This is a genomic window from Candidatus Uhrbacteria bacterium, assembly GCA_016187485.1.
Classification (GTDB): Bacteria; Patescibacteriota; Patescibacteriia; order UBA9934; family UBA10169; genus JACPJO01.
This window is the reverse complement of record JACPJO010000003.1, coordinates 47,360-68,797: the sequence shown is the minus strand read 5'-3', so window position 1 is coordinate 68,797 and position 21,438 is coordinate 47,360. Positions and strand designations below refer to the sequence as shown.

General features: G+C 54.7%; 21 protein-coding genes and 3 tRNA genes. 7 read left to right on the top strand and 17 right to left on the bottom strand.

Features of this window, described 5'->3' with window-relative positions; translation table 11 throughout:
• Positions 1–20: 20 nt before the first annotated feature.
• From HYW18_01215 to radA, 6 genes are read left to right on the top strand one after another with little or no spacing between them, the layout of a single operon-like run.
• Positions 21–2,534 carry an ATP-dependent Clp protease ATP-binding subunit gene (locus HYW18_01215; protein MBI2484752.1) on the top strand — a complete coding sequence of 838 codons (2,514 nt, stop codon included), beginning with the start codon at positions 21–23 and terminating at the stop codon, positions 2,532–2,534.
• 9 nt (positions 2,535–2,543) lie between these two features.
• Positions 2,544–3,182 carry a hypothetical protein gene (locus HYW18_01210; GenBank protein ID MBI2484751.1) on the top strand — a complete coding sequence of 213 codons (639 nt, stop codon included), beginning with the start codon at positions 2,544–2,546 and terminating at the stop codon, positions 3,180–3,182.
• 2 nt (positions 3,183–3,184) lie between these two features.
• Positions 3,185–4,429: a hypothetical protein gene (locus HYW18_01205; GenBank protein ID MBI2484750.1), complete on the top strand. Its 1,245-nt coding sequence runs from the start codon at positions 3,185–3,187 to the stop codon at positions 4,427–4,429.
• Positions 4,430–4,431: 2 nt separating this feature from the next.
• Entirely contained in the window at positions 4,432–5,097 is a 666-nt protein-coding gene (locus HYW18_01200) for a DsbA family protein (GenBank protein ID MBI2484749.1), read from the top strand.
• Positions 5,094–6,296: a hypothetical protein gene (locus tag HYW18_01195; protein MBI2484748.1), complete on the top strand. Its 1,203-nt coding sequence runs from the start codon at positions 5,094–5,096 to the stop codon at positions 6,294–6,296. The genes HYW18_01200 and HYW18_01195 overlap by 4 nt, the downstream gene beginning before the upstream one ends.
• A 35-nt stretch (positions 6,297–6,331) precedes the next feature.
• Positions 6,332–7,555 carry a DNA repair protein RadA gene (gene radA, locus HYW18_01190; protein MBI2484747.1) on the top strand — a complete coding sequence of 408 codons (1,224 nt, stop codon included), beginning with the start codon at positions 6,332–6,334 and terminating at the stop codon, positions 7,553–7,555.
• Positions 7,556–7,575: 20 nt separating this feature from the next.
• Here radA and recG read toward each other — a convergent pair whose 3' ends face one another.
• A complete protein-coding gene (gene recG, locus HYW18_01185) occupies positions 7,576–9,630 on the bottom strand; it encodes an ATP-dependent DNA helicase RecG (protein MBI2484746.1) in 2,055 nt (684 codons plus the stop codon).
• 99 nt (positions 9,631–9,729) lie between these two features.
• On the opposite strand from recG, the gene HYW18_01180 reads away from it, so the two are divergent.
• On the top strand, positions 9,730–10,167 hold the full coding sequence (locus tag HYW18_01180; GenBank protein MBI2484745.1) for an acyl carrier protein: 438 nt from the start codon (positions 9,730–9,732) through the stop codon (positions 10,165–10,167).
• A 133-nt stretch (positions 10,168–10,300) separates the two neighbouring features.
• On the opposite strand, the gene HYW18_01175 is transcribed toward HYW18_01180, so the two are convergent.
• The 16 genes from HYW18_01175 to HYW18_01100 form a co-directional block, all read right to left on the bottom strand.
• Positions 10,301–10,377, bottom strand: a tRNA-Arg gene (locus tag HYW18_01175).
• Between the two features lie 59 nt (positions 10,378–10,436).
• Positions 10,437–10,907 carry a hypothetical protein gene (locus tag HYW18_01170; GenBank protein MBI2484744.1) on the bottom strand — a complete coding sequence of 157 codons (471 nt, stop codon included), beginning with the start codon at positions 10,905–10,907 and terminating at the stop codon, positions 10,437–10,439.
• Positions 10,908–10,922: 15 nt separating this feature from the next.
• Positions 10,923–11,651, bottom strand: a complete 729-nt coding sequence (locus HYW18_01165) for an ABC transporter ATP-binding protein (GenBank protein MBI2484743.1) — start codon at positions 11,649–11,651, stop codon at positions 10,923–10,925.
• Positions 11,648–12,379 (bottom strand): ABC transporter ATP-binding protein, encoded by a 732-nt coding sequence (locus HYW18_01160; protein ID MBI2484742.1) that lies wholly within the window; start codon positions 12,377–12,379, stop codon positions 11,648–11,650. The genes HYW18_01165 and HYW18_01160 overlap by 4 nt, the downstream gene beginning before the upstream one ends.
• Before the next feature lies 1 nt (position 12,380).
• The gene (locus tag HYW18_01155; GenBank protein MBI2484741.1) at positions 12,381–13,226 is read right to left on the bottom strand and encodes a branched-chain amino acid ABC transporter permease; all 846 of its coding nucleotides are present in this window, start codon (positions 13,224–13,226) and stop codon (positions 12,381–12,383) included.
• Position 13,227: 1 nt separating this feature from the next.
• Entirely contained in the window at positions 13,228–14,103 is an 876-nt protein-coding gene (locus HYW18_01150; GenBank protein ID MBI2484740.1) for a branched-chain amino acid ABC transporter permease, read from the bottom strand.
• Positions 14,104–14,154: 51 nt separating this feature from the next.
• Positions 14,155–15,318 carry an ABC transporter substrate-binding protein gene (locus tag HYW18_01145; protein ID MBI2484739.1) on the bottom strand — a complete coding sequence of 388 codons (1,164 nt, stop codon included), beginning with the start codon at positions 15,316–15,318 and terminating at the stop codon, positions 14,155–14,157.
• A gap of 420 nt (positions 15,319–15,738) precedes the next feature.
• The gene (locus HYW18_01140; GenBank protein MBI2484738.1) at positions 15,739–16,278 is read right to left on the bottom strand and encodes a non-canonical purine NTP pyrophosphatase; all 540 of its coding nucleotides are present in this window, start codon (positions 16,276–16,278) and stop codon (positions 15,739–15,741) included.
• A gap of 58 nt (positions 16,279–16,336) precedes the next feature.
• Positions 16,337–16,424, bottom strand: a tRNA-Ser gene (locus HYW18_01135).
• A 205-nt stretch (positions 16,425–16,629) separates the two neighbouring features.
• Positions 16,630–16,722, bottom strand: a tRNA-Ser gene (locus tag HYW18_01130).
• On the bottom strand, positions 16,684–16,977 hold the full coding sequence (locus HYW18_01125) for a GIY-YIG nuclease family protein (GenBank protein MBI2484737.1): 294 nt from the start codon (positions 16,975–16,977) through the stop codon (positions 16,684–16,686). Before HYW18_01125 ends, HYW18_01130 begins: the two co-directional genes overlap by 39 nt.
• Positions 16,978–17,087: 110 nt before the next feature.
• Positions 17,088–17,759: a ComF family protein gene (locus tag HYW18_01120; protein ID MBI2484736.1), complete on the bottom strand. Its 672-nt coding sequence runs from the start codon at positions 17,757–17,759 to the stop codon at positions 17,088–17,090.
• A gap of 6 nt (positions 17,760–17,765) precedes the next feature.
• Complete coding sequence (locus tag HYW18_01115) at positions 17,766–18,320, bottom strand: hypothetical protein (GenBank protein MBI2484735.1); 555 nt, start codon at positions 18,318–18,320, stop codon at positions 17,766–17,768.
• Positions 18,317–20,293, bottom strand: a complete 1,977-nt coding sequence (locus HYW18_01110) for a DUF87 domain-containing protein (GenBank protein ID MBI2484734.1) — start codon at positions 20,291–20,293, stop codon at positions 18,317–18,319. Before HYW18_01110 ends, HYW18_01115 begins: the two co-directional genes overlap by 4 nt.
• Before the next feature lie 2 nt (positions 20,294–20,295).
• On the bottom strand, positions 20,296–20,994 hold the full coding sequence (locus tag HYW18_01105) for a hypothetical protein (GenBank protein ID MBI2484733.1): 699 nt from the start codon (positions 20,992–20,994) through the stop codon (positions 20,296–20,298).
• A complete protein-coding gene (locus HYW18_01100; protein ID MBI2484732.1) occupies positions 20,978–21,433 on the bottom strand; it encodes a PrgI family protein in 456 nt (151 codons plus the stop codon). Before HYW18_01100 ends, HYW18_01105 begins: the two co-directional genes overlap by 17 nt.
• Positions 21,434–21,438: the final 5 nt, after the last annotated feature.

The window sequence follows — 21,438 nt, the reverse complement described above, 5'->3', positions numbered from 1 at the left end:
GCAACTCGGCAACTCCCCCTATGCCCCGCGACATCGTTGATCGTTTCACCACTCACTTAAAAAATGTTCTCACGCGAGCGCTTGTTTTTGCTGTGGAAGAAAAACAACCGGCCGTAACACCCGCCATGTTGCTGTGGGCACTTGGCACGCAAAAGGGATGCGTGGGAGCCGAAGTCCTGCGGCGCCAGCATGTACACGTATCTGGCCTTCGTTCCTTTGTAGCGCAAGGCATGCGCGCGCATGATTCGATCAACCCTACCCCGCCGCTCGCGGAAACATCACGCCGCATGCTGGAAAAGGCCGTATGGATCGCCCACACCTACGGGCACCCGTACGTGGGGACAGAGCACCTTCTCGGTGCCATGCTCGAAGTGCAGGACCCCGATGTCGCCTCATTTTTCACAAGCGAAGGCGTTCTCACGTCCACCTTGCAGGAGCAAGTTATTCAAGTTTTAAAGAGCGCGTCCCGATTTCCAGAGATGGAGGAAATGCTGCGTGATGCCATCCCCTCGCGAGAGACGGCTCTTAAACCCATTCCTGAACTGGGGCAAGAAGATCACGAAGAGGAGAAAGAGGAGTCTGGCGGGGGAAAATCGGAGACCCCTGCGCTTGATTTTTTCGCGCGCGACCTGACGGCCCCCCGTGTCGCGACAGAACTGGATCCCGTCCTCGCTCGCGAGGCCGAAATTACGCGCACCATCGAAATCCTCTGCCGGCGCACCAAAAATAATCCGCTTCTCCTGGGCGAGCCGGGTGTGGGAAAGACCGCAGTCGTGGAAGGACTTGCAAAACGTATTGCTAGCGGAGACGTGCCGGCCCCCCTTTTCAAGAAACGCATCCTCCTTTTAGACTTACCTAGCATCGTTGCGGGCACGGTCTACCGCGGCGAGTTCGAGGGACGCATGAAGCAAATCATCGAGGAGGCGCGTGAACATCCCGATCTCATTCTTTTCATTGACGAAATCCACACCATCATCGGCGCAGGGTCTGCCTCCGGGTCCCTGGATGCGGCACATCTTCTGAAGCCTGCGCTCGCGCGCGGAGAGATTCGCTGTATCGGCGCCACAACGCCGGCAGAGTACAAAAAACATTTTGAAACCGATGCGGCACTGGAACGCCGATTCCAACCCGTGCAGATTCTTGAGCCTACCGCTTCCGTCGCCCTCACTATGCTCGAAGGGCTCATGCCCGCTTACGAGAAATACCACCACGTGCGTATTACGCCCGCGGCCCTCTCTGCAGCCATCCGGTTAAGCACGCGCTATCTGCACGACCGTTTCTTGCCGGATAAAGCGATCGACTTGTTGGATGAGGCTGCCGCAATGTTGCGCGTCCGCTCGGCACAGCCGGTACCCGAAGGGAGAAAGCTCCGTGAGAAAGAAGAGGCTATGGCGCAGATCATCGCAAAAAAACGCGAGGCTATCGAACACGAACGGCTTGAGGAGGCTATCCAGCTCCGCACAAAAGAGCAGGCGCTTAAAAAAGAAATCGAGAATTGGGAGGGGGTAGCTCCAGAGGAACCCCGCCTGTTCGTCGTCGATGTGGAAGAAGTTGCGGAAGTCATCAGCCGCGCCACAGGCATTCCTGCACAGGAACTCGTCGCTGAAGAGCGCGAGCGTACGATGCAACTCGGACCGCATTTGCGCCGGCAGATTGTGGGGCAAAGCCACGCAACAGATGAAGTCGCGAAGGCCATCCTGCGGGCAAAAACAGGCATCAACAACCACAACCGCCCCTTGGCATCCTTCCTTTTCGTGGGACCGTCAGGCGTGGGGAAAACCGAAACCGCGCGCCAGCTTGCCACGTACCTCTTTGAAGACAAACGATCTCTCGTCGTGCTCGACATGAGCGAATTCAGTGAAAGCTTTTCCCTCTCTAAACTGATTGGGGCTCCCGCCGGATATGTCGGGTACCGCGAGGCAGCAAAACTCACCGACCAAGTGAAAGCACGTCCCTACGCGGTTGTGCTGTTCGACGAGATCGAGAAAGCGCACCGCGACGTACAAAATATTCTGCTCCAAATTTTGGATCAAGGAGAACTGCATGATGCCACCGGTCGCAAGATCAATTTCCGCAACACCATCATCGTTCTCACATCCAATATAGGCTCGGCTCGATGGGCTGGGGCAAAACTCGGGTTTGGAGACAAGCAGGAACATCTACCGGAGATGAAAGATGTCCGGACAGATTTGGAGAATCTTCTGCGTCCGGAACTCTTAAACCGTATCGATCATACGCTCTTGTTCCGTCCTCTTGAAACAAAGCATCTTGAGGATATTGCGGAGCAGCATTTTGCGGAACTCGCCTCTCGACTGGAAGAGCGGGGTGTTGCTATCCAGATCGGCAAAGCCGTCGCGCCCTGGCTCGCCCTGCATGCTATGCGCGAGACCGGCGGTGCGCGCGCGCTCCGCCATATTATCGAGACGGAAGTCGAGCCGCTCATTGCGGACAGGATTCTGCAAAAAAAGCCAAAAAAACTTCGCGTAAGCCTCAAAGGAAATATCCTCGTCGTCGAGAACGCGCGCGTGATATAATGTTGGCCTATGGCCGACATTGCCGTGGAGCACGAACGTTGGCTGCAATTCGAAGGGGGAAAAGCTGCGCCCCTTTCTTTTGGGCGTACAGAGGCAATCCCACGGCCGGCAACAATAGATCAAGCAGACGAGGATGCAGTCATGGCAGCTGCGCTGACGCTTGAGGCAGAACGCGCCTCACAAATTGCCCGAGCGCGAGAGGCAGAGGCAGGAAATATTGCGGCGGGGTCGGCGTCGGAGGATGCGGCACAGGAAGAAGAAAAACAAGAAGATCTTAAACGGCCGTTTGTGCGAAACGAACAGCGCGCACTTCTGGGTACGGCTCTCATAACCGCCGAGACGATTCTTGGCAGCGTCGTTGCAGGAGCAACATGGATGGCATGGAGATCTCTTGAGTTTTGGCGGACCATAACAAAAAGTAAAAATCCTTTTCTAAAATCCATCACCGTCAAGATGAACTTGATTGAAAAGAGCACCTTCGCTATGGGCTTCCTGCTTCTTGCGTTTCTTTTCTTTGTGGTCCTCCCCTCCATCGCCTTTGTGATGTGGGCCGCATTCAACCCTTTGGACGCCTATACCTCGTTCCCGGAAATGCGCCCGATGTTCCGCGCTCTCATGCCAAATTTTCTCCCAGAGATTGAAACATAACTATGTCCCCACGTCTTCGGCAGGTCCTGCTTATCCTCGGGTTCATTGTTCTCATCGCTGCCATGGGCGCGGCTATCTACTTGGTGTTTTTCAAAACCCCGCAGGCACGCGTGCCCGAGGCAATCCCTCCCGCGGAGACAACGCGTGAAGAGACGGGGCTTCCTGCTGCAGGCCTCGGCGCTCCCCCAGGAACAGCCTCTCCGGAAGGAACGGCGGAAATTCCGCGCGCGCAAACTCTTCCGGGCGCGAAACCCGTTGCAGAAGGGGGCGTCACGCAGACGCAAGCTCTCACAAGCGCGCGCGTCACGGCGCCCACGTTGAGCCAAGACGGCAATGGCATGCAATACTACGATAAAGCAGACGGGCGATTCTATCGGATTAGCACAGGGGGAGATGTAGAGAGAATCTCTGACAAAAAGTTTGCAAACGTCGAGAACGTGACGTGGAACGCCAAAGGATCATCAGCGGTGCTTGAATTCCCCGACGGATCTAATGTTGTTTATGACTTTTCTGCTGGCAAACAAGTGTCCTTACCGCGCCACTGGGAAGATTTTTCCTTCGCACCAAGAGGGGACGAAATTCTTGCGAAAAGCATAGGGATCGATCCGAGTAACCGCGCCCTCGTCATCACGAAAACAGACGGCTCAAACACGCGTGCCATCGCTGCTCTTGGCGATAACGCGGACAAGGTGATCCCAAGTTGGTCGCCAAACGATCAAGTCATCGCATTCTCCGACACCGGTCCCACACTTTCGGGCTTTGGACGCAAAATGATTATCCCTATCGGCAAGAATGAAGAAAACTTTAAGGGGCTCGTGGTGGAAGGATTTGATTTCCAACCTTTGTGGAATACGCAGGGTGACGCGCTTGTGTACTCCGCGGTGGGTGACACAAACGGCTACCGCCCGATGCTCTGGGCGGTGAGCGGCCGCGCCCAATCCATCGGGGACAACCGGAAGAGTCTCGGTGTAGAAACATGGGCGGACAAATGCTCGTTTACATCAGGAACAACACTTTACTGCGCCGTGCCGCAACGCTTGCCGGCAAACGTGGGATTACAGCGACAACTCTCCGCCCAGAGTGCCGACGCTATTTACCGCGTGAATGTAGAAACGGGGTCGGCCGAGCTTGTCGCCATTCCCGACACACCGCAGTCCATTGATCACGTAAGCGTGAGCGAGGATGGAGGGAACCTCTTCTTCACAAATGCCTCCACGGGCATTCTTCAGATCCTGCGATTGAAATAACTATGCAAACGCACGAGGAACGTTGGAGCGCTATCTTGATCTTGAGCTTCTTGTTCGTGGTGGTATTTCTTACGTTCCATTTGTATTTGTCATCTGCAAAAAAAGAAAAGAACTCCCCGCCAGCGGAAACGTCTACGACTCTTTCCTCCCCACGTGTCGAGATTATCAACCCTGTCTTGGGACCCCCGGGCGCCATTGTCACTCTGGTGGAGTTCGGCGACTTTGCCTGTCCCGCCTGCGCCGATACGTCTGCTCTCCTTGAATCCTTCGTGAAGGAATTCGAAGGCAGAGTACGCGTCGTGTGGAAGGATTTTCCAAACGAAGACCTCCATCCCTCTGCCACAGACGCAGCCGTTGCCGCCAGGTGCGCGCAAGAACAAGGAGCCTTTTGGCCTTACCATGACCTCCTCTTCACGCAACGCGAACTCTTAAGTGCCACCACGTACACAGCCCTCGCCCGTACGCTTAAACTCAACACAGACGCTTTTGACCGTTGCGTGAATGCGAAAGCAACCCTGCCGCGCGTGCAGAAAGACTTTGAGGAGGGGCTCGCCTTGTCCATCAGTGCAACACCAACCGTCTTTGTAGGCACAGAGCGACTCGTCGGCACCCCAGATGCCGAGACCCTGCGCGCATTAATCCAGCAAATGCTGACGTCTTCCCTATGATGCGGCGTGCTCTTATCCTTGTCTTCATTCTTGGGACACTTCTTCCTTCGTCTGGGCAGGCAGAAACAACAACCGTTGAAGCGTGCCACTGCAATTACTACCCGACCGGAAAAAGCACCGCTGCACGTTTGGCGTTTATTCCCGAGACCGGTTCCACACCATTGAACGAACGTTGTCAGACGCAGTGTATGGAACGGGTCCAGCAAGCCGGAGGCACCTTTATTTCTTCCGAAGCACGGTCAGAAATCGTAGAGGACACGCCCCCTGCTGTCGAGCCATCCCCCATTGTCCCGCGCCTTTCCGTGCCCATTCCAAACTTCTCGTTCACAAAGCCTGTCTTTGAAAACGGGAGTGTCTCCGTGAACTTCATTGGCCAATACATCGTCGGCATTTACCGGTGGCTCATCGGCATTGCTGCCGTTTTCGCCGTGGTGATGATCATGGTAGGCGGCATTCAGTATATGCTCGGCGCCACCGGCAAGGGCGCGAAGGAAGGCATGGAGCGTATAAAAAACGCCATCGTGGGATTTGTCATTCTCCTTGCCAGTTATCTGCTCCTCTACACGGTGAATCCGCAGCTCGTCGTCTCGCGGCCAATCAGTTTTAAAGTAATCGAGCGTTCGGATGCAGACTTCACCGCAAGTATCGTCGCTCACCCAGAGTTGGCCGACACGGCAGAGGAATTCAAAGGAATGGGGTGCCCGAGCACGGAAGAGTTGAGAAATGGCGTAACATTTTTCACAACAGGATATTACAAACCGTCTTACGGAGAGAAGCAGGCGTATCAAAGTTTTGAATGCAACATCGCTATGCAGTGTACGTGTCCGAATGGTAGACAACCTGAATCTTCCTGCAGCGCCGCCGGAGGAAAGTGGCAGCCCTGTGTTCCGTTCCCCGAAGGCACCACCTACTGCAACCAAACCAGCCCACCCGCCGTCCTCCCCCAAGCGTTCCACACGGCTGCGGTAAGTTCTTGTCTGCCTAAAGGCACCGTGTTTAAAATCTTCGACTCCCCTCTTGGCGAGGCAAATAATGCTGTGTGGTATGCCGAAGATGGTGGGGCATGGATTAAGGGGCGCCGCCTTGACCTCTACACAGGGGAAGGGAGTACTGCGTACACAAGGGCAGTAAGCGCCGGCGGCAAGGTGACCATCAAGACGTGTCCCGGAAATAATCCCTCGCAGTGTCCGACGAACTAGAGTTGTTACGTTGCCTCGTTCTCTCTCGCCTACCTATGTTCTCCTGCACCAAATGTGACAGCCAACAACCGAAATGGAGCGGGCGGTGTCCTACCTGCCAGGGGTGGGGCACGCTTGTAGAGGAGGCGGGGGTAAGCGGAAAGAGGGCGCTCTCACATGTAGCTCCGGCCATTTTCGCTCCTCTCACAATCGAGCAAGGAGCGGCGGCACGGCAATCTTCCGGCATGGAGGAGTGGGATCGCGTGCTGGGCGGCGGACTGGTCACGGGAAGTGCTGTATTGTTGTTCGGAGAGCCAGGAATCGGAAAATCTACGCTTGCCGCTATTGTGGGAAATCGCATGGGGACAACGGAGAAACCCACGCTCTACGCATCGGGAGAAGAGTCCGCTCACCAACTTGCCACACGGCTAGGTAGGATCGACTGCGGCCTGTCGCATTTTTCTTTTTCAAGCGAAACAGATGTCGAGGCACTCTGTGCAAGTATAAACGAAAGCCGACCGCGTGTTGTCATTGTAGACTCCGTCCAAACCCTCACGTCCTCAGCTGCCGATTTGGCCGAGGGTGGCGCCTCCCTCGTGCGTTACGCAACGAGTCTTCTTGTGCAGACCGCCAAAACTACCGGAGCATGCATCCTCCTCATCGGCCAAGTGACGAAAGACGGGGCAGCCGCAGGTCCCAAGACGCTGGAACATTTGGTTGATGTAGTTCTGGTTCTAGAAGGTGAAGCAGCCATGTCGTCACGCATCTTGCGCGCAAGCAAAAATCGCTTTGGGAGCACCGACGAAGTCGGCGTGTTTGACATGCAGCAGGGTGGACTTGTCGAGGTAGCAAATCCCTCAAGTTATTTTTTAGAGGAGCGCGTTGCAGCTGCGGGATCTGTCATCACGGCGGCACTTGAGGGGTCGCGTGTGTTTTTGGTGGAAGTACAAGCACTCGTCTCCCGGCTCCTTATGTTATGCGCCATTTTGTCGCGGCGGGCTGGACTCAAACTCGCCGACAAAGACGTATATGTAAACGTGGTGGGCGGCCTACGCCTGCAAGAGCCTGCGGCAGATTTGGCCGTATGTTTGGCGATTGCAAGCGCGCTTTCGGATAAGCCCACCGCCGAAAAGACGGTCGTGTTTGGTGAAGTAGGACTGTCGGGTGAGATCCGCCGTGTCCCCGGTGTCGATCGGCGTACAAAAGAGGCGAAACGCTTGGGATTCGACCGCGCCATATCTCCAGAGCATGCCCGAATCCTCATCGATTGCCTGAAGTGACGGCGGTACCAGGTACCGACCTATTCGAGATGGATGTCGGCGAGGGCATCGTTAAGATGCTCGCGTAGAGTAGGGTATACCAAGAGTTCTGGATCCTCGGCAAGCAGGCGCGTGGCCCAATCACGCGCGCTTTTCATAATCGACACATCTGCCAGCGTGGCGAGTTGAAAGTCTGGCAGTCCCGACTGTGCATCTCCAAATAAATTGCCGGGCCCGCGGAATTTCAAATCCATTTCGGCAAGTTCAAACCCGTTTTGACATCGCACCATGGCGCCCAACCGCTCTTTTGAGGCAGCACTCTGTGCCCCCGACGTGCGCAAAAAGCAATACGATAAAGCATCGCTGCGACCTACACGTCCGCGCAATTGGTGAAGTTGCGCCAGTCCAAAACGTTCGGCGGCCTCGACCACCATTATGGTGGCACTCGGCACGTCCATACCAACCTCAACAACCGACGTGGCCACCAGCACCGGTGTGTGGCCTGAACGAAATGCTTCCATCACTTCCTCCTTCTCCTCCGTCTTCATCCTTCCGTGAAGTTGTCCGATTTTTACGCCCCTAAGCGATCCCGCGGCGAGCCGACTCGCCGTCTCGGCCACCGAGGCGACACCGAGCTTATCCGAGGGATCAATAAGCGGACAGACCACGTACACAACATGACCCACATCGATCTCTTCACGCACTTTTCGCATCATCACCCCTTCGTCTCTGTCAGTCACGAGCCGTGTCATCACGGGACGACGTCCTTTCGGAAGTTCTTTTATAAGGGAGATGTCCAAATCTCCATGCACCGTAAGGGCAAGCGACCGCGGGATGGGCGTGGCGGTCATGGAAAGAAGGTGGGGGGCGATATCGTAGCGCGCAAGAAGTCGGTGGCGATCACGCACCCCGAAACGATGTTGTTCGTCCACCACGACAAGCGCGAGCAGAGGGGTATCCCACGCATCCTCTAAAATCGCATGCGTGGAGACGACGACAAATGGCCCGCGAGTATGAAAGATCTCCGCCACGCGTGGACGACTCACCTTTTCGTCACGGAGTAGGCAACGAGAACGTGTGAGAAGTATCACATCGGCGTCAGGCAAAAAGCGGCGCAGATTCTTATACTGCTGCTCCGCAAGGATCTCTGTGGGCGCCAAATACACGGCCTCCTTTCCCGCTTCCAGCACAGAGCATATCGCCATGGCCGCCACAACGGTTTTGCCGGAACCGACATCTCCTTCCAAAAGACGATTCATGGGGTGTTCATGCGAGAGATCCTGGATAACTTCCCACGCCGCACGTTTCTGTTCCGCTGTGAGAGTAAACGGCAGACGCGACACAAAGGCGCGCAGAGCAACTTCGTCTACGGGAATTTGATACGCGCTCCCCTCCTGTCGTGCAGCACGCACGCGTGCAAAAAAGAGTTGGTGCAAAAACAGTTCGTCGAATTTGAGACGCGACACAGCAGCATCCACGTCCTTCATGCGTTCAGGAAAGTGGATGTGGCGCATGGCTGTCCCAAGCGGGAGCAATCCTTCGGCATCCAGAATCTGTGCAGGCAGAGGATCCTCCAGACGATCTGCAAGAGGTATGACTTGCGCAAGAGCAGAACGCAAACGCTTCTCCCCAAGCGAGCTTGAGCGCGGATAGAGAGGAATGATGCGTCCGGTATGAAGTGGCGCTTCTTCGCCCACACGCTCGTAGCGCGGATTCACAAGCACCAGTCCCTTGCGCGCATCCACCGTGCCAGCAAGCGCCAACCGCATGCCGGGCTTGAACGTCTTTGCGAGAAACGGCTGGTTGAACCATTTGACCGTAAGCGTTCCTGTCTCGTCACGAACAGTGGCTTCGGTTACCATGACGCGGCTCTTAAACGACGGTCGAGCCCTGACAGATACTACCTCAACAAAAACCGTCACAGTGTCTCCTGCCAATAGAGCATTAACACGTTTACGCTGCGAGAAGTCTTCGTATCGATACGGAAGATAGGACAAAAGGTCACGTACGGTTTTTACACCGGCCTGCAAAAGTGCCCGCGCCGCCACCGGCCCCAGACCTCGAAGCGTGGTGATTTTGTCGTAGAGAGTCGGCATGCCGGTATCATATCAATGCGCGTGGTGACCGTCACGGTCATATTGGCAAAAATCTCGTATTCCGCTAGGATGCCGGCACACCCGTTCTCGGAGGTTCCTGTGTCCAAGACTCCGTCACACGCAGAGGTTGTCGACACGCTCCGCATCATCTTGGTGGAGACGCGCGGTCTGGAGGAACACGAGGTTGTCGAGGAAGCCACTCTCTTCGCTGACCTCACCCTCGAATCCATCGACTTCCTCGAGATCTCGTGGCGCATCGAGGAAAGGTTCGGCTTCCCCCTCGACACGGATGAGCTTGGCAAGCTGCTCAACTGGTCGTGGGCATCGCGGGCAGCGCAGATGGGCGAGGAAGCAGAGACGATGGGATGGATGTGGCAACGCTATTTCCCGAACGTCCAACTCGAAACTCTCGATGGCTACGAGCCGCGTGACGATGCGAAGCTCCGCCAGAGCATCACCTCCCTCCTCACCTTCGGCTGGCTCGTGAGCTGGACGAAGCGGCACCTGCTCGCCAAGAAGCTCGCCCAAGTGTGGTAGCATTCGCTACAAGAAGCAACCGCCCTTTTCTTTCAGGCCACCAATACAGGTGGCTTTCGATTTTCCGTGTTAACAACTGACAACACTCGGTGTCATCACCACAAACAAAAGAACTCCTGTCTAGGAGTTCTTTTGGTGCGCCCGGCACGACTCGAACGTGCGGCCTTCAGGTCCGCAACCTGACGCTCTATCCAGCTGAGCTACGGGCGCATACGCAGCGCTCCGCTATTCTATAGAAGTTCCTTTGTTTTGTGAAGTCTCTGCCTCCCCTACAACTTTGCGACTCTCGCGACCATCTCTGTCAGCGTCTCCTCGGTGCGGTTTAAGTCCTCGGGCAAATACCCCATAAGCGTCTCACGCACCGTATTTGGATCCATGTCCTGAAGCGAGATCGTTACCACCGGGCGAAATCGTTTATCCGATGTGAGGTAGAGACTTTTGACGTGCGGGGGGTTGTAGAGAATCGCAAAGTTGCGGAACTCATGATAGGGGTGAAAATGTTCGCCGATAAGAAACCCGGCGGGCGTTACCGCAAACGGCACTTTGGCCGGCTCGCGCCCTGTGCTCAAAAACATGATGATGCCGCCCATGACCAGAATGATGGCAAAAGTGAAGTTCGCGGTGAAGATCGCGTACCCCACCAGCACGGCGAGGGCAATCCCAAACCACACGTACCACCGACGTGAACGGTCGTAGTGCTGATACTCCGGCACCTCCCACTCCAAAAGAATCGTCTCCATACGCCCCACATTCTACTACACATGCACAGGCTCTCCAAGCAAAACACGCGTAAGCGTATCCCCCTCTAAAATTTCTTTCCCACTTCCCTGCGCCACCACTTCTCCGCGATCAAGCACGTAGGCACGGTCCACGATCGGCAGCAAAGAAGGAATGTTGTGCTCCACAATGACCACTGCCGTCTTGTGCCGCTCATGAATGCTCCCGATGGCCGCAAACACCTCGCGCACAATTTTTGGCGCAAGCCCCAGTGACGGTTCATCGAGCAGCAGAATTTTGGGGTCGGTCATAAGACCGCGCGCAATCGCCAGCATCTGCTGCTGCCCGCCAGAAAGCGTCCCCGCCACGGCACGCCGTTTTGCACGAAGAGCCGGAAACGTCTGCATGACCTCCTCGCTCCGCCGCTCGCGCTCCGTTTTGTCCGTCACAATCCATGCCCCAATATCCAAATTCTCCTCTACCGAGAGGTGGGCGAAAACCCGCCGTCCCTGCGGCACGAACGCAATCCCTTTGTGCACAACCTCGTGTGGGATGGGCCGAAGGGTGCTTCCCTGCCAGAGCATTCGGCCAGAGGACATCTGCACAAGGCCAAACATAGCTTTGAGCACCGTGGATTTCCCCGCGCCGTTTGGTCCAAGAAGCGCCACGGTTTCCCCCTCATCCACCTTAAGCGAGACATCATGAAGCGCACGCACACCCCCATAGTACACCGAGATTTTTTCCAATTGGAGAGTAGATCCGTTCATACGCCAAGATACGCTTCGCGTACATCCTTGCGGGCAAGGACCTCCGCCGGTTTCCCGCATGCAAGAAGTTTTCCGGCATCCATCACGAAAACTTCGTCGGAGAGCTCACGGATGATTTTCATGTTGTGTTCGATCAACACAACAGAACACCCTGACCCACGCATCTCCCTCATAACGTCACAGAGCATCTCGACCATTCCGGGAAAGAGTCCGGCAAAGGGTTCATCGAAAAGAATAATGCGAGCTCGTGCGCCAAGCACGCGGGCCACTTCCAAAAGTTTGCGCTGCCCATACGAAAGCTCTCCAGCTGGCGCATCGCGTTTTTCCCACAGACCGACGCGCAAAAGAAGTTCTTTCGCTCTGTCCTGCAGCCCACTCCCCTTTTGCTCAAAGATAGAGGCAAGAACGGTGCGTTTTGCCAAAACAAGAGTCAAATTTTCGTAGACGCTCATTTGTTCAAAGAGGCGAACGTGCTGGAAGGTACGCGCCACACCGAGTTCGCGCCCCGCGTGGGGCGCCAAGCGCTTGAGTTCTTTTCCACCAAAGATCACCGTACCTTCATCCCACGGCAAGACCCCAGAAAGAAGGTGCGTGAGCGTGGTCTTCCCTGACCCATTGGGCCCTACAATACTCGTGATCGCCCCCTTCCCTACTGAAACCGAAAGACGATCAACTGCATACACGCCGCCGAAATGTTTTGAGAGATTTTTTGTTTCGATCGCAAACATACTAGAGCTTGTACGCACCCATAAATCCTCGGGGGCGATAGAGCATAAGAAGCGTGAGGACGAGTCCGTAAAGCGCCAAACGCACTTGTCCGATCACGGACGGAGGGAATCCGAAAAATCGCAGAAGCTCCGGCAGAAGATTCAGCACTACTGCGCCAAGCACCGCGCCGGGAAGACTGGCAAGCCCCCCCACGACGACCATCGCCAACAAGAGGATCGCCACAGCGGGATGAAAAGCGGCCGGATCAACATAGGTAAGATACGTGGCGTAGATAGCGCCACCGAGGGCCATAAACATGGCAGAGATAACGAAGATCGCTAATTTGAAGTAGGCCGTCTTGATGCCAAAAGTCGCCGTCACAAGTTCATCCTCCCGAATGGCGCGCAAGATTCTCCCAAACGACGAACGCATAAGCAGATGAAGAAGTCCCCACACCACCACGATCGCTCCAAGCGTCCACAAGGCTACTTCACCGATGTCGCCAACGCGCGGCACGCCGGCAAATCCAAGCGATCCATTCGTCACGGATCGCCAGTTCACAAACGTCCGGTGCGCAATAGACGCAAATCCAAGCGAAGCGAGCATGTAGTAATCTTCCTTCAGGCGAGAGAGCACAAGTCCGATCCCCGCAGCGGGTACGGCCGTGACGATCATCGCAAGAAGAAGCGCAAAGAAAAACGGGATGTGATAGTCCTTCAGAAAAATAGCCGCGGCATAGGCCCCGATACCGTAAAAGGCCGGTGAGGCAAGCGAGAGGAAACCGTTAAACCCAACCACCGCGTTGAGCGCAAGTGCCAAAATGACGGAGATGCCAGAAAATATGAAAAGATGAAGTGCGTACTCCATATCAACGTGAGAGAATCCCCTGCGGCCGGATCAGTAAAAAGAGAATCAAAATCCCAAACGAGATCGCCTCTTTCCATTCGTTCGGCACAAACCACACACCAAAACTTTCCGCGAGTCCGAGGACAAGCGCTCCCATGACGGTTCCCCCAAGCCGGTACATCCCGCCCACCACGGCCACAATGAGAGTCTCAAGCAAGAGAGTGAACCCCATGGTGGGCTCAAGTCCCAGGTCGCCCGCCTTGAAAAGACCAGCGAGTCCCGCGGTAAAAGCCGCGAAAAGAATGACCACGAAAACGACACGATCTGTGTTAATGCCGATGATCTTTGAAACCTCTTCATCGTCGCTTACGGCGCGCACAGCTTTTCCAAAGGCCGTATAGCGAAGAAAAAGCGCGGTCCCAACAATAAGGAGCACGAAAATCAACATGAAGGTGATCTGCCACAGAGTGACAGCCGCACCGGCAAGAGAGACGACGCGGGAAAAGAACAGCGGGATGTGGAGCAAATAGTATTCACTGCCAAAGGCGATGGCAAGCATCGGGGGAACAAACGTGAAAACGCCAAGCGTAGCGATAAGAAGGACAAGCGAAGAAGCCGACCGGCGCCGCAAAGGTAAAATAACAAGCGCATAACTCAGCGCGCCAGAGATAACGGCGGCGGTAAGCGAAAGGAGTACCGTCCACCCAAACGGCAAACCGAGACGGACGAACGCAAACGCCGTGTAGGCACCGATGACCGCAAAGGCTCCATGAGCCAAATTGAAAAACTTCCCCGTACGGATGACGAGTCCAAACCCAATGGCGGAAATGCCATAAAGCGCGGCGGCCACAAGACCGTTTGCAAGGAGTTGGAAAAAGACAGCCATGGGCGAAATCATAACAAAACGCGCCCAATAACAAAACAGCCCTGTGGGCTGTTTTGTTTTTCCCTATTCGCTTACCTCGACGGAACTTCCCCCCCTCACTTCGCGGATCGCATACGAGCCGCTCGTCAAATCTCCTTTTTCGTCGAAAGCAATCTGGCCGGAGACGCCGTAGTAATTCACTTTGCGCATTGCTTGCTCAATCTTATCTGGATCCGTACCAACGGCCTTCAGCACTTCCGTGGCAACTTTCACCGCATCATAAGCCTGCGGGGCGCAGATCGGCACTTGCTCGCCGCCCGTCTTTCCAAGCAACCGACTCTTGAAATCTTCAGGGAAGTTCGCCACAGGCACGACATAGCGATAGGATCCCTTTCCGCTCACTTCTGTGTGCAGCTTCGGGTCGTCCCATGCATCCCCGCCGAGGAACTGTGTAGTAATCCCAAGCTCGTTCGCTTGCTTCAAGGCCGCGATGCTGCCCTCCGGATAGCCGGCAAAGTAAATGACATCAGGCGCGGAGTTCTTAATCTTGGTGAGCACAGTGCGGTAGTCACGCGAATCTTGCGGCGCTCCGTCCACGCTTACGATTTTTCCGCCAAGTTCTTCAAAGCGCCCCTTGAACACGTCCCGAAGTCCTGTTCCCCACGCTGTGTCGTGGAACAAAACAGCAACGTTCTGGGCTTTGAGTTTTTCGAAGGCATACTCTGCCGCCACCTTTCCTTGTCCCAAGTCAGACGGATAGTCGCGGAAGAAATACTTTCCGAGATCCGACAGAGACGGCGCGGACGAGCAGTACGAAAGTACTACCGTCTTGTTCTGCATGGCTGCCGGGCCAAAGGCCGACGTCTCGCTGGAGCACAAGCCACCGATGATGAGTGGTACCTTGTCCACGTTCATGAGCTTCGCCGCCGCGTTGGTCCCCGCGGTTGGGTTGCATTGACCGTCTTCATAAATGACCTCCAAGCGGTGTCCGTTCACTCCTCCGTCCTGGTTGACGTCCTCCACCGCCAGCTCTACGGCCGCGCGCGAGGCGAGCCCCAGCGACGCCGCATCCCCAGTGAGAGGGCCAATAAAGCCGAGCGTAATCGGCTCGGAAGCCTCGATATCCGCCCGTTCCTCCCCACCCTCCTCGTCCAATGGAGCTGCATTGTTGCCGTAGGCCGCGAAGCCTGCCCAGCCCACAATGACCCCAAGGATGAAACTCAACAGTACCTTGGTTGCTGATGACATATGCTTTGATTAATTTTCAAAGGATGAGGCCATTATAGCCACTTTCACCTTGGGCGCAAGGGGGTGCTACACAGAGAGCACAACCCTCCGCTATAATAGACCTTCATGAAAAAGTCCGCCTTAAAATCCGATCGGTTTAAGAAGGCCCGCGGGGGGCACTCCCGTCTCCTCGACATCCGTTGCGCCGCATGCGGTGAACGCGTGTGCCTGTACCAAAAGGACGGCACAGGAAGCCTTAAACGCTTGTATATAGATAGAATGCAGGGGTGGACAAAGTCCACGCAGAATTTGACATGCGTGGGATGCGCAAAACGTTTGGGAATTCTTACTATATACAAAAAAGAGCATCGCTCTGTTTACCGTCTGCTCCAGGGAGCAGTGGCGAAACACGTTACCCATTAAATAAAGAGGGGCTGGGTCTTACCCCTCTAAAAGAAATTCCTTTACTTGTGCAAGGGGTTTAATTTTGAGATACGTTGTCTGATAGTCCGCGTCGTCCATCTGCGCACGGGTGATGGTGTAGCCGTCTGGAATAAAAATCTTGTCCCAGCCAAAACTGTTTGCGCCAGCAGGCACCTGTGCGATTGATCCACGCAAGGACGTTTCAAAAAGACGCAGTCCTGTCCCGTTGAAGTACCCCATAACTGTGCGTGCGGTTGCGCCACGGGATTGGCCATGTATCATTCCACAGATGACTTCAAGTGGGACGTGGTCTACAAAAAACTTGATAAACGGGCCCGGGAGTCCACCGAGGGCGTCGAATTCTACAGAGTTGTCCTCTACGATTACTGGTCGTTGTAGTTGTGTGTATGCTTGTCGCGCCTTGTGTTCGACAATTTTTTGTAAATCAAGTGATTGGATTTCTTCAAGCGTAAGTTTTGTATGTTCAAGCGGCATACCCAAGTACCGCGCAAGATAATCCGCTTTGTCCTGATTTCCCGTAACGAAAGTGATAGACACAGGTAGTCCTTAAGACACTACTAGTAACGGCTGTCGAGACCACTCTGAATGTAAAACTTGGCGGAGAGGGTGAGATTCGAACTCACGAGACCTTTCGGTCTGCCGGTTTTCAAGACCGGTGCCTTCAACCACTCGGCCACCTCTCCGTGTAATATTATCTTGACCTTTGACTCGCTTTGCACTCTCGTTGGTCGGAGACCATGACCCATCGACGAGCTCAGGGTCATACTGAGTTTACAGAAGTATGAGCGGCTTAATGGCACTAACTCACGGCTCTTCGACAGGCTCAGGGCATTCGACTCGCTTCATTTTTCGCTGGTCGAAGACCATGAGCGAGCGAAGCGAGTCGAATGGCGGAGAGGGAGGGATTCGAACCCTCGATACACTTTTTGAGCGTATAACAGTTTAGCAAACTGCTCCCTTCAGCCGCTCGGGCACCTCTCCGTGTTTTGGATCATTAAAGAACTCTCTCAATTTCTCACGACCCACACCAGATTTGAGAAACAATTCCTGCTTTCTTGCCTCACGGTACGTATCGTACATCTGCGTGAGTACAACACGCCAAGGCCTACCATGCTTTGTGGATTGAACAAGGCCAGTATTATGCCTCTTGAGACGACCGTCCACGTTATCGTCACGAGAAGACCCCGTATAATGCCTGCCTGTTTTATCGCTTAATAGGACGTAGACGATGGGCATATAACTGCTCCCTTTCCGCCAGAGGCGGACCCGCCTTTGGCGGGCAGCCGCTCGGGCACCTCTCCACGCGCGGGCACTCTATCAGGATTTCGATAATGGATCAACGCTACCTAACTCCGTGCAATGGCGACACCCCAGACGGATGTAGCGCCGGCCTGTTTGAGGGCCGAGGCAGCAGCTTCCATCGTGGCGCCAGAGGTGTAAACATCATCACAGAGAATCACCCGGCCGGTGACGGGTTGTGCGGCCTCAAATACGCCAGAGAGGTCCCCTCTCTTTTTTTGTTCAGCGGAGCGGCGTGCTTGTTGCGTTGTCGCACGCGTGCGCGCAAGCGCCTGAACCACGGGAAGCCGCAGACGCGTCCCCACCTGTCGTGCCACCCACTCTGCTTGATTGAACCCGCGCCAGCGTTTGCGTTTTGCGTGGAGCGGAATAGGAACCACTACCCAGTCGTCACCGGCCAGCGCTCGATCCAGTGGGGCACGCGAAAAAAGTTGTGCCAGAGATTCTTCAACGGTGCGCGCAAACGAAAACTTCCAGCGCTCAATAAGACCGCGCACCACAGGATCCGCGTAGGATGCACAAAATAAAAGCCCGTCGAGGGCCCCTTTGCACGAACCACACCGCGCACCAATCGAGGAGTATGTGTTGCACACGGGGCACGCCAACCGCGGCGCATTTTCAAAAACCGTAGCAAAGCACGTCGGGCATACATCGGCTCCCTCCTTGCCACAGCGCACGCACAGACGCGGAAACAACCCCTCAAGAAACCATTGCCACATAGGAGTCTATTTGAGCCACGCCGCCACGGACACCAACCACTCCCCTTCTTCTTGTATAAGCGTAAGGCGCAGCGTCTCGTAGCGGGTCTCGCGTACGCGTTCTTCTCCCTGTGTTATTTGTCGTTGTAGACCAACATCCACCACCGCCCGTGCTTCATCCATCTCCACTGTTGCAATGGTAACGACGGACGACGTGATGCCCAGATACGCGCCCTCTGTGCCTGCCGCATGTATACGCGCTTCTTCTTTTGCCAAAAGAGACGCGGTCATGAGCGGAAAGAGATCACGCACGTTGGCAAAATCGCTCTCAGACGAAAAGCTTGTATAACGTTCGGCAAACATGCGCGCCACCGCCACCGCTCCCGCTTCTTCTTCGCTAGCGCTTTCACGCACCACAAGCGGCGCGACGAGAGATGTCTTTGTTGGCGTGGCTTGCTCTTCTGCCGCTGGCTGGTTTTGTACCGGCGTCACTATCTCTTCCTTGCGACGCAAAAGCCACCACAAAAGAAGCGCAAGCAAAAGAACCAGTAAGAGGACAGTGATTTTTGTTCGTCTGCTCATACAAGATTTTCGGGCGCCTCAAGCGCCGCCGCCGCTTGCGTGCGAATATCCGGCCTTCCTCCAGTCTCCGTTGGAGCGTTCTCTGCCGCCGCCTTTGCCCGCTCTTCCTCTATACGCAGCAGTTGTTCGGGGTTCGTTGTAATAATACGATCTTCGTTATACGAGGCAACGACTTTAATCGCCGCATGCTTGCTTCCCGCGAAAAGAATCCCCTCTCCCACGCCAGCCTCCAGAAGAAGATATTTTTCGTTGTCCGTTAAGTGAAAAGTCTCTTTCACTAATTCTACCCCCGCCGGGGATTGCTTCATAAGAAGTTGGAGCGACGAGTTCGTCACGATCGCCTGTCCGTAGGGCGAGCGCAAAAAGTCATTCACATCCTGTGTGATCGTCGTGACGCCCAAATAGTATTTGCGCGCACGCTTCACAAGTGCGAAAATGAATTTCGCCGAATCATCATGTTGCATGAGCCACCAGGCTTCATCGATCACCAATAGGCGCTTTTTGCGTTCCGACCTCACCACGTTCCAAATGTGGTTCACGATGGTATACACCGCCGTGGGGCGCAGTTCATCCTCCAAATCACGCACGGAATAGACCACCAACTGGTTGTTCATTTCCACTGTGGTTGGAGAATTGAGGAGTCCTGAGAAGGTGCCCGTTGCGTACTTTTCCAGCCGCTCCACCAAATTCCCCGCCCCCTCCATGCCCGCAAGTATATCAATCAAGTCCTGCATGATGGGCATTTCAAGCCCCGTAAGGTCTCGCGTCTCTGCCGTAATGTCTTTCTTGGCGTACGTTTCAATGAGCGCTCGATCCAAAATAGAATCTTCCTGCGGGGTAAAGCCAATCACCGAGCTCCCCCCGATCGGTTGACCAATCATGATACGGAGCAATCCCTTAAGCGTAATGACCGCCGAACGGATAATGTCGTCAACATCGGCCTCCTCTCCTTTGGGACGCGGGAGGTCAAAAGGATTGACTTTCGCCTCTGACGAAAGCGAGATGTTTACATATGTTCCGCCCACCGCTTCGGAGAGCGTTTTGTATTCCATCTCCGGGTCAATCACAATCACTTCCGTGCCAAGCATCAGCGAGCGGATGATCTCCAGTTTAATGGCATAACTTTTCCCCGCACCCGACGTAGCAAAGACCACAGAGTTCGCGTTTTGCAGGCTGAACCGATCGAAGATAATCAAACTGTTGTTGTGCCGATTTACGCCATAGAGAATACCGTTGTCGGAAGTGAGATCGGCAGAAATGAACGGGAATGAACTCGCGATAGGCGAGGTGTTCATGTTAAACGTAATGAGGAGTTCGTCATTGCCAAGCGGGAGCGTAGAGTTGAATCCCTGCTCGGACTGATAAAAACCTTTTTTGCTGAAGATGAGCTTCCCGCCAAACTCAGACTCAATCTCCCCGCTTAGCCGGTCCAGATCGTCTTCGGTCTTGGCATAGATAGTCAGATAGAAAGCAAACTGGAAAAAGTGCTCAATACCTTGTGTGAGGTCGTCGCGCAATTGTTCAATGTCGCGAAGTGCCGTTTCCTTAATAGGATCGCGCGGCTTGCCTTTTTCGTGATCGCCCGCAATTCCCGCTTCAAGCACGCCGACTTTCTTCTGCAATTGCTTGAGAATAATGGAGGCCTTCACGGGATAGAAGAACATGCCGACGTCAAACGTCTTGTTCATGTTGATGATAGACGCCGACCACCCCACCGACACGTACCGCGGATAATTGACAATGAAGATCGTGCGCACATACACGCCTGAAAGCAGAAGAAAGCGCGGGTTCACTTCAAACGCCGCGGGCGCAATGAGGTCGCGCACCGCCGCCGTGCCGCGCGCATAAATGCGCTCCTCTTCAATAAGTTGTGTCGTCTCCTGTTCTTGGATTTCTTTATCCGAAAGCGTCGGCGCCGCCTGTGGCGCGCTCGAAGTCGCATCGCGTTTTAATTGTGAAACGTCAAAAGCCATAACTAAAAGTTTTCTTCCACGCGCAGTTTAGAAATATCCGTCATACGCTCTTGCTCAAACACGTCAGGGTTGTACGCAATGTAGTAGAGTTCTATGAGTCCCTGTGTGTCCAGACGCGCGCTACTAAGCGACATGCTCTGCAGTGCCCCCTGGATAATAGAGACACGGCGATTGAGTTGCTCCAACCGGTCTGCAAATTGCTTGGCTTTGAGACGAAGTACGGTGGAGGGAGAGAGCGATTCCTTCAAGCGGCGGAAAAATCCCTTTCCTTTGTCCGTGTGTGGGTCATAAGGGACGACGACGTAAAAACGCTTCTCCATGATCTCGCCAAGACTCACCAGCTCGCGCACAAAGGCACGGTAATCGGTGATTTGATTGCGTAGCGCATCGTTTTGCGTCGTGCGCTCAGCACTCGCAAGCGTCTTCAGATAACGATCAATATTCATCTTGCGCGACTGGATGACGACTTGAATGGGGTATTCAAGCGCGTTCAAAAATGCCATATAGCTCTGGATAATCGCGGTCTGCTCGTCCTCGCTTTTGAGCGCAAAGTTAATGCTCGAGACCATAAGCACGGCACGCATCGTTCCGTCTTTCAGCACCACACTGTCTTCCCGAACCTCCGCGATATCAAGATACCGCTGGGTCGGCAATCCCGGCTTAGCCTTCTTTTGTTTTTGCGGATCATTTTTGCGAGCCATACACCGTATCTTCGTCAGGGTTGTACACACCACCCGTGTTTACAATAAGCGACAGGTCCGCGATACGCGAGCTATTGAGCGGCGCTTTTCGCGGAGTTTCCGGTAACGCGACAACTACTTCTGCGTGCATGCGCTCTTTCAGTTGGGCGTCTGTAAGGGATTTATCCCATACGCGACGCGCCGGACGGCGAAACGTCTGAATAACGTTCAAGATGAAAAAATGCACCGGTACGCCGTTTACTTTCATGAACGCAAGAAGTCCCGAAAACATAAGAAGGGGTACCGCTATCAAGAGGAATAAGGAGAAATCAAAGAGGCGATAAAAGAGCGTGGCTAAGAGTCCCGCCACAAGCAGGATGACAAACTGCCGAACCGTGATCGGTCCGATAATTTTATCCTCGGCATCTATGAATTGTGGAACAGTAAATTGGGACTGCACAGGTC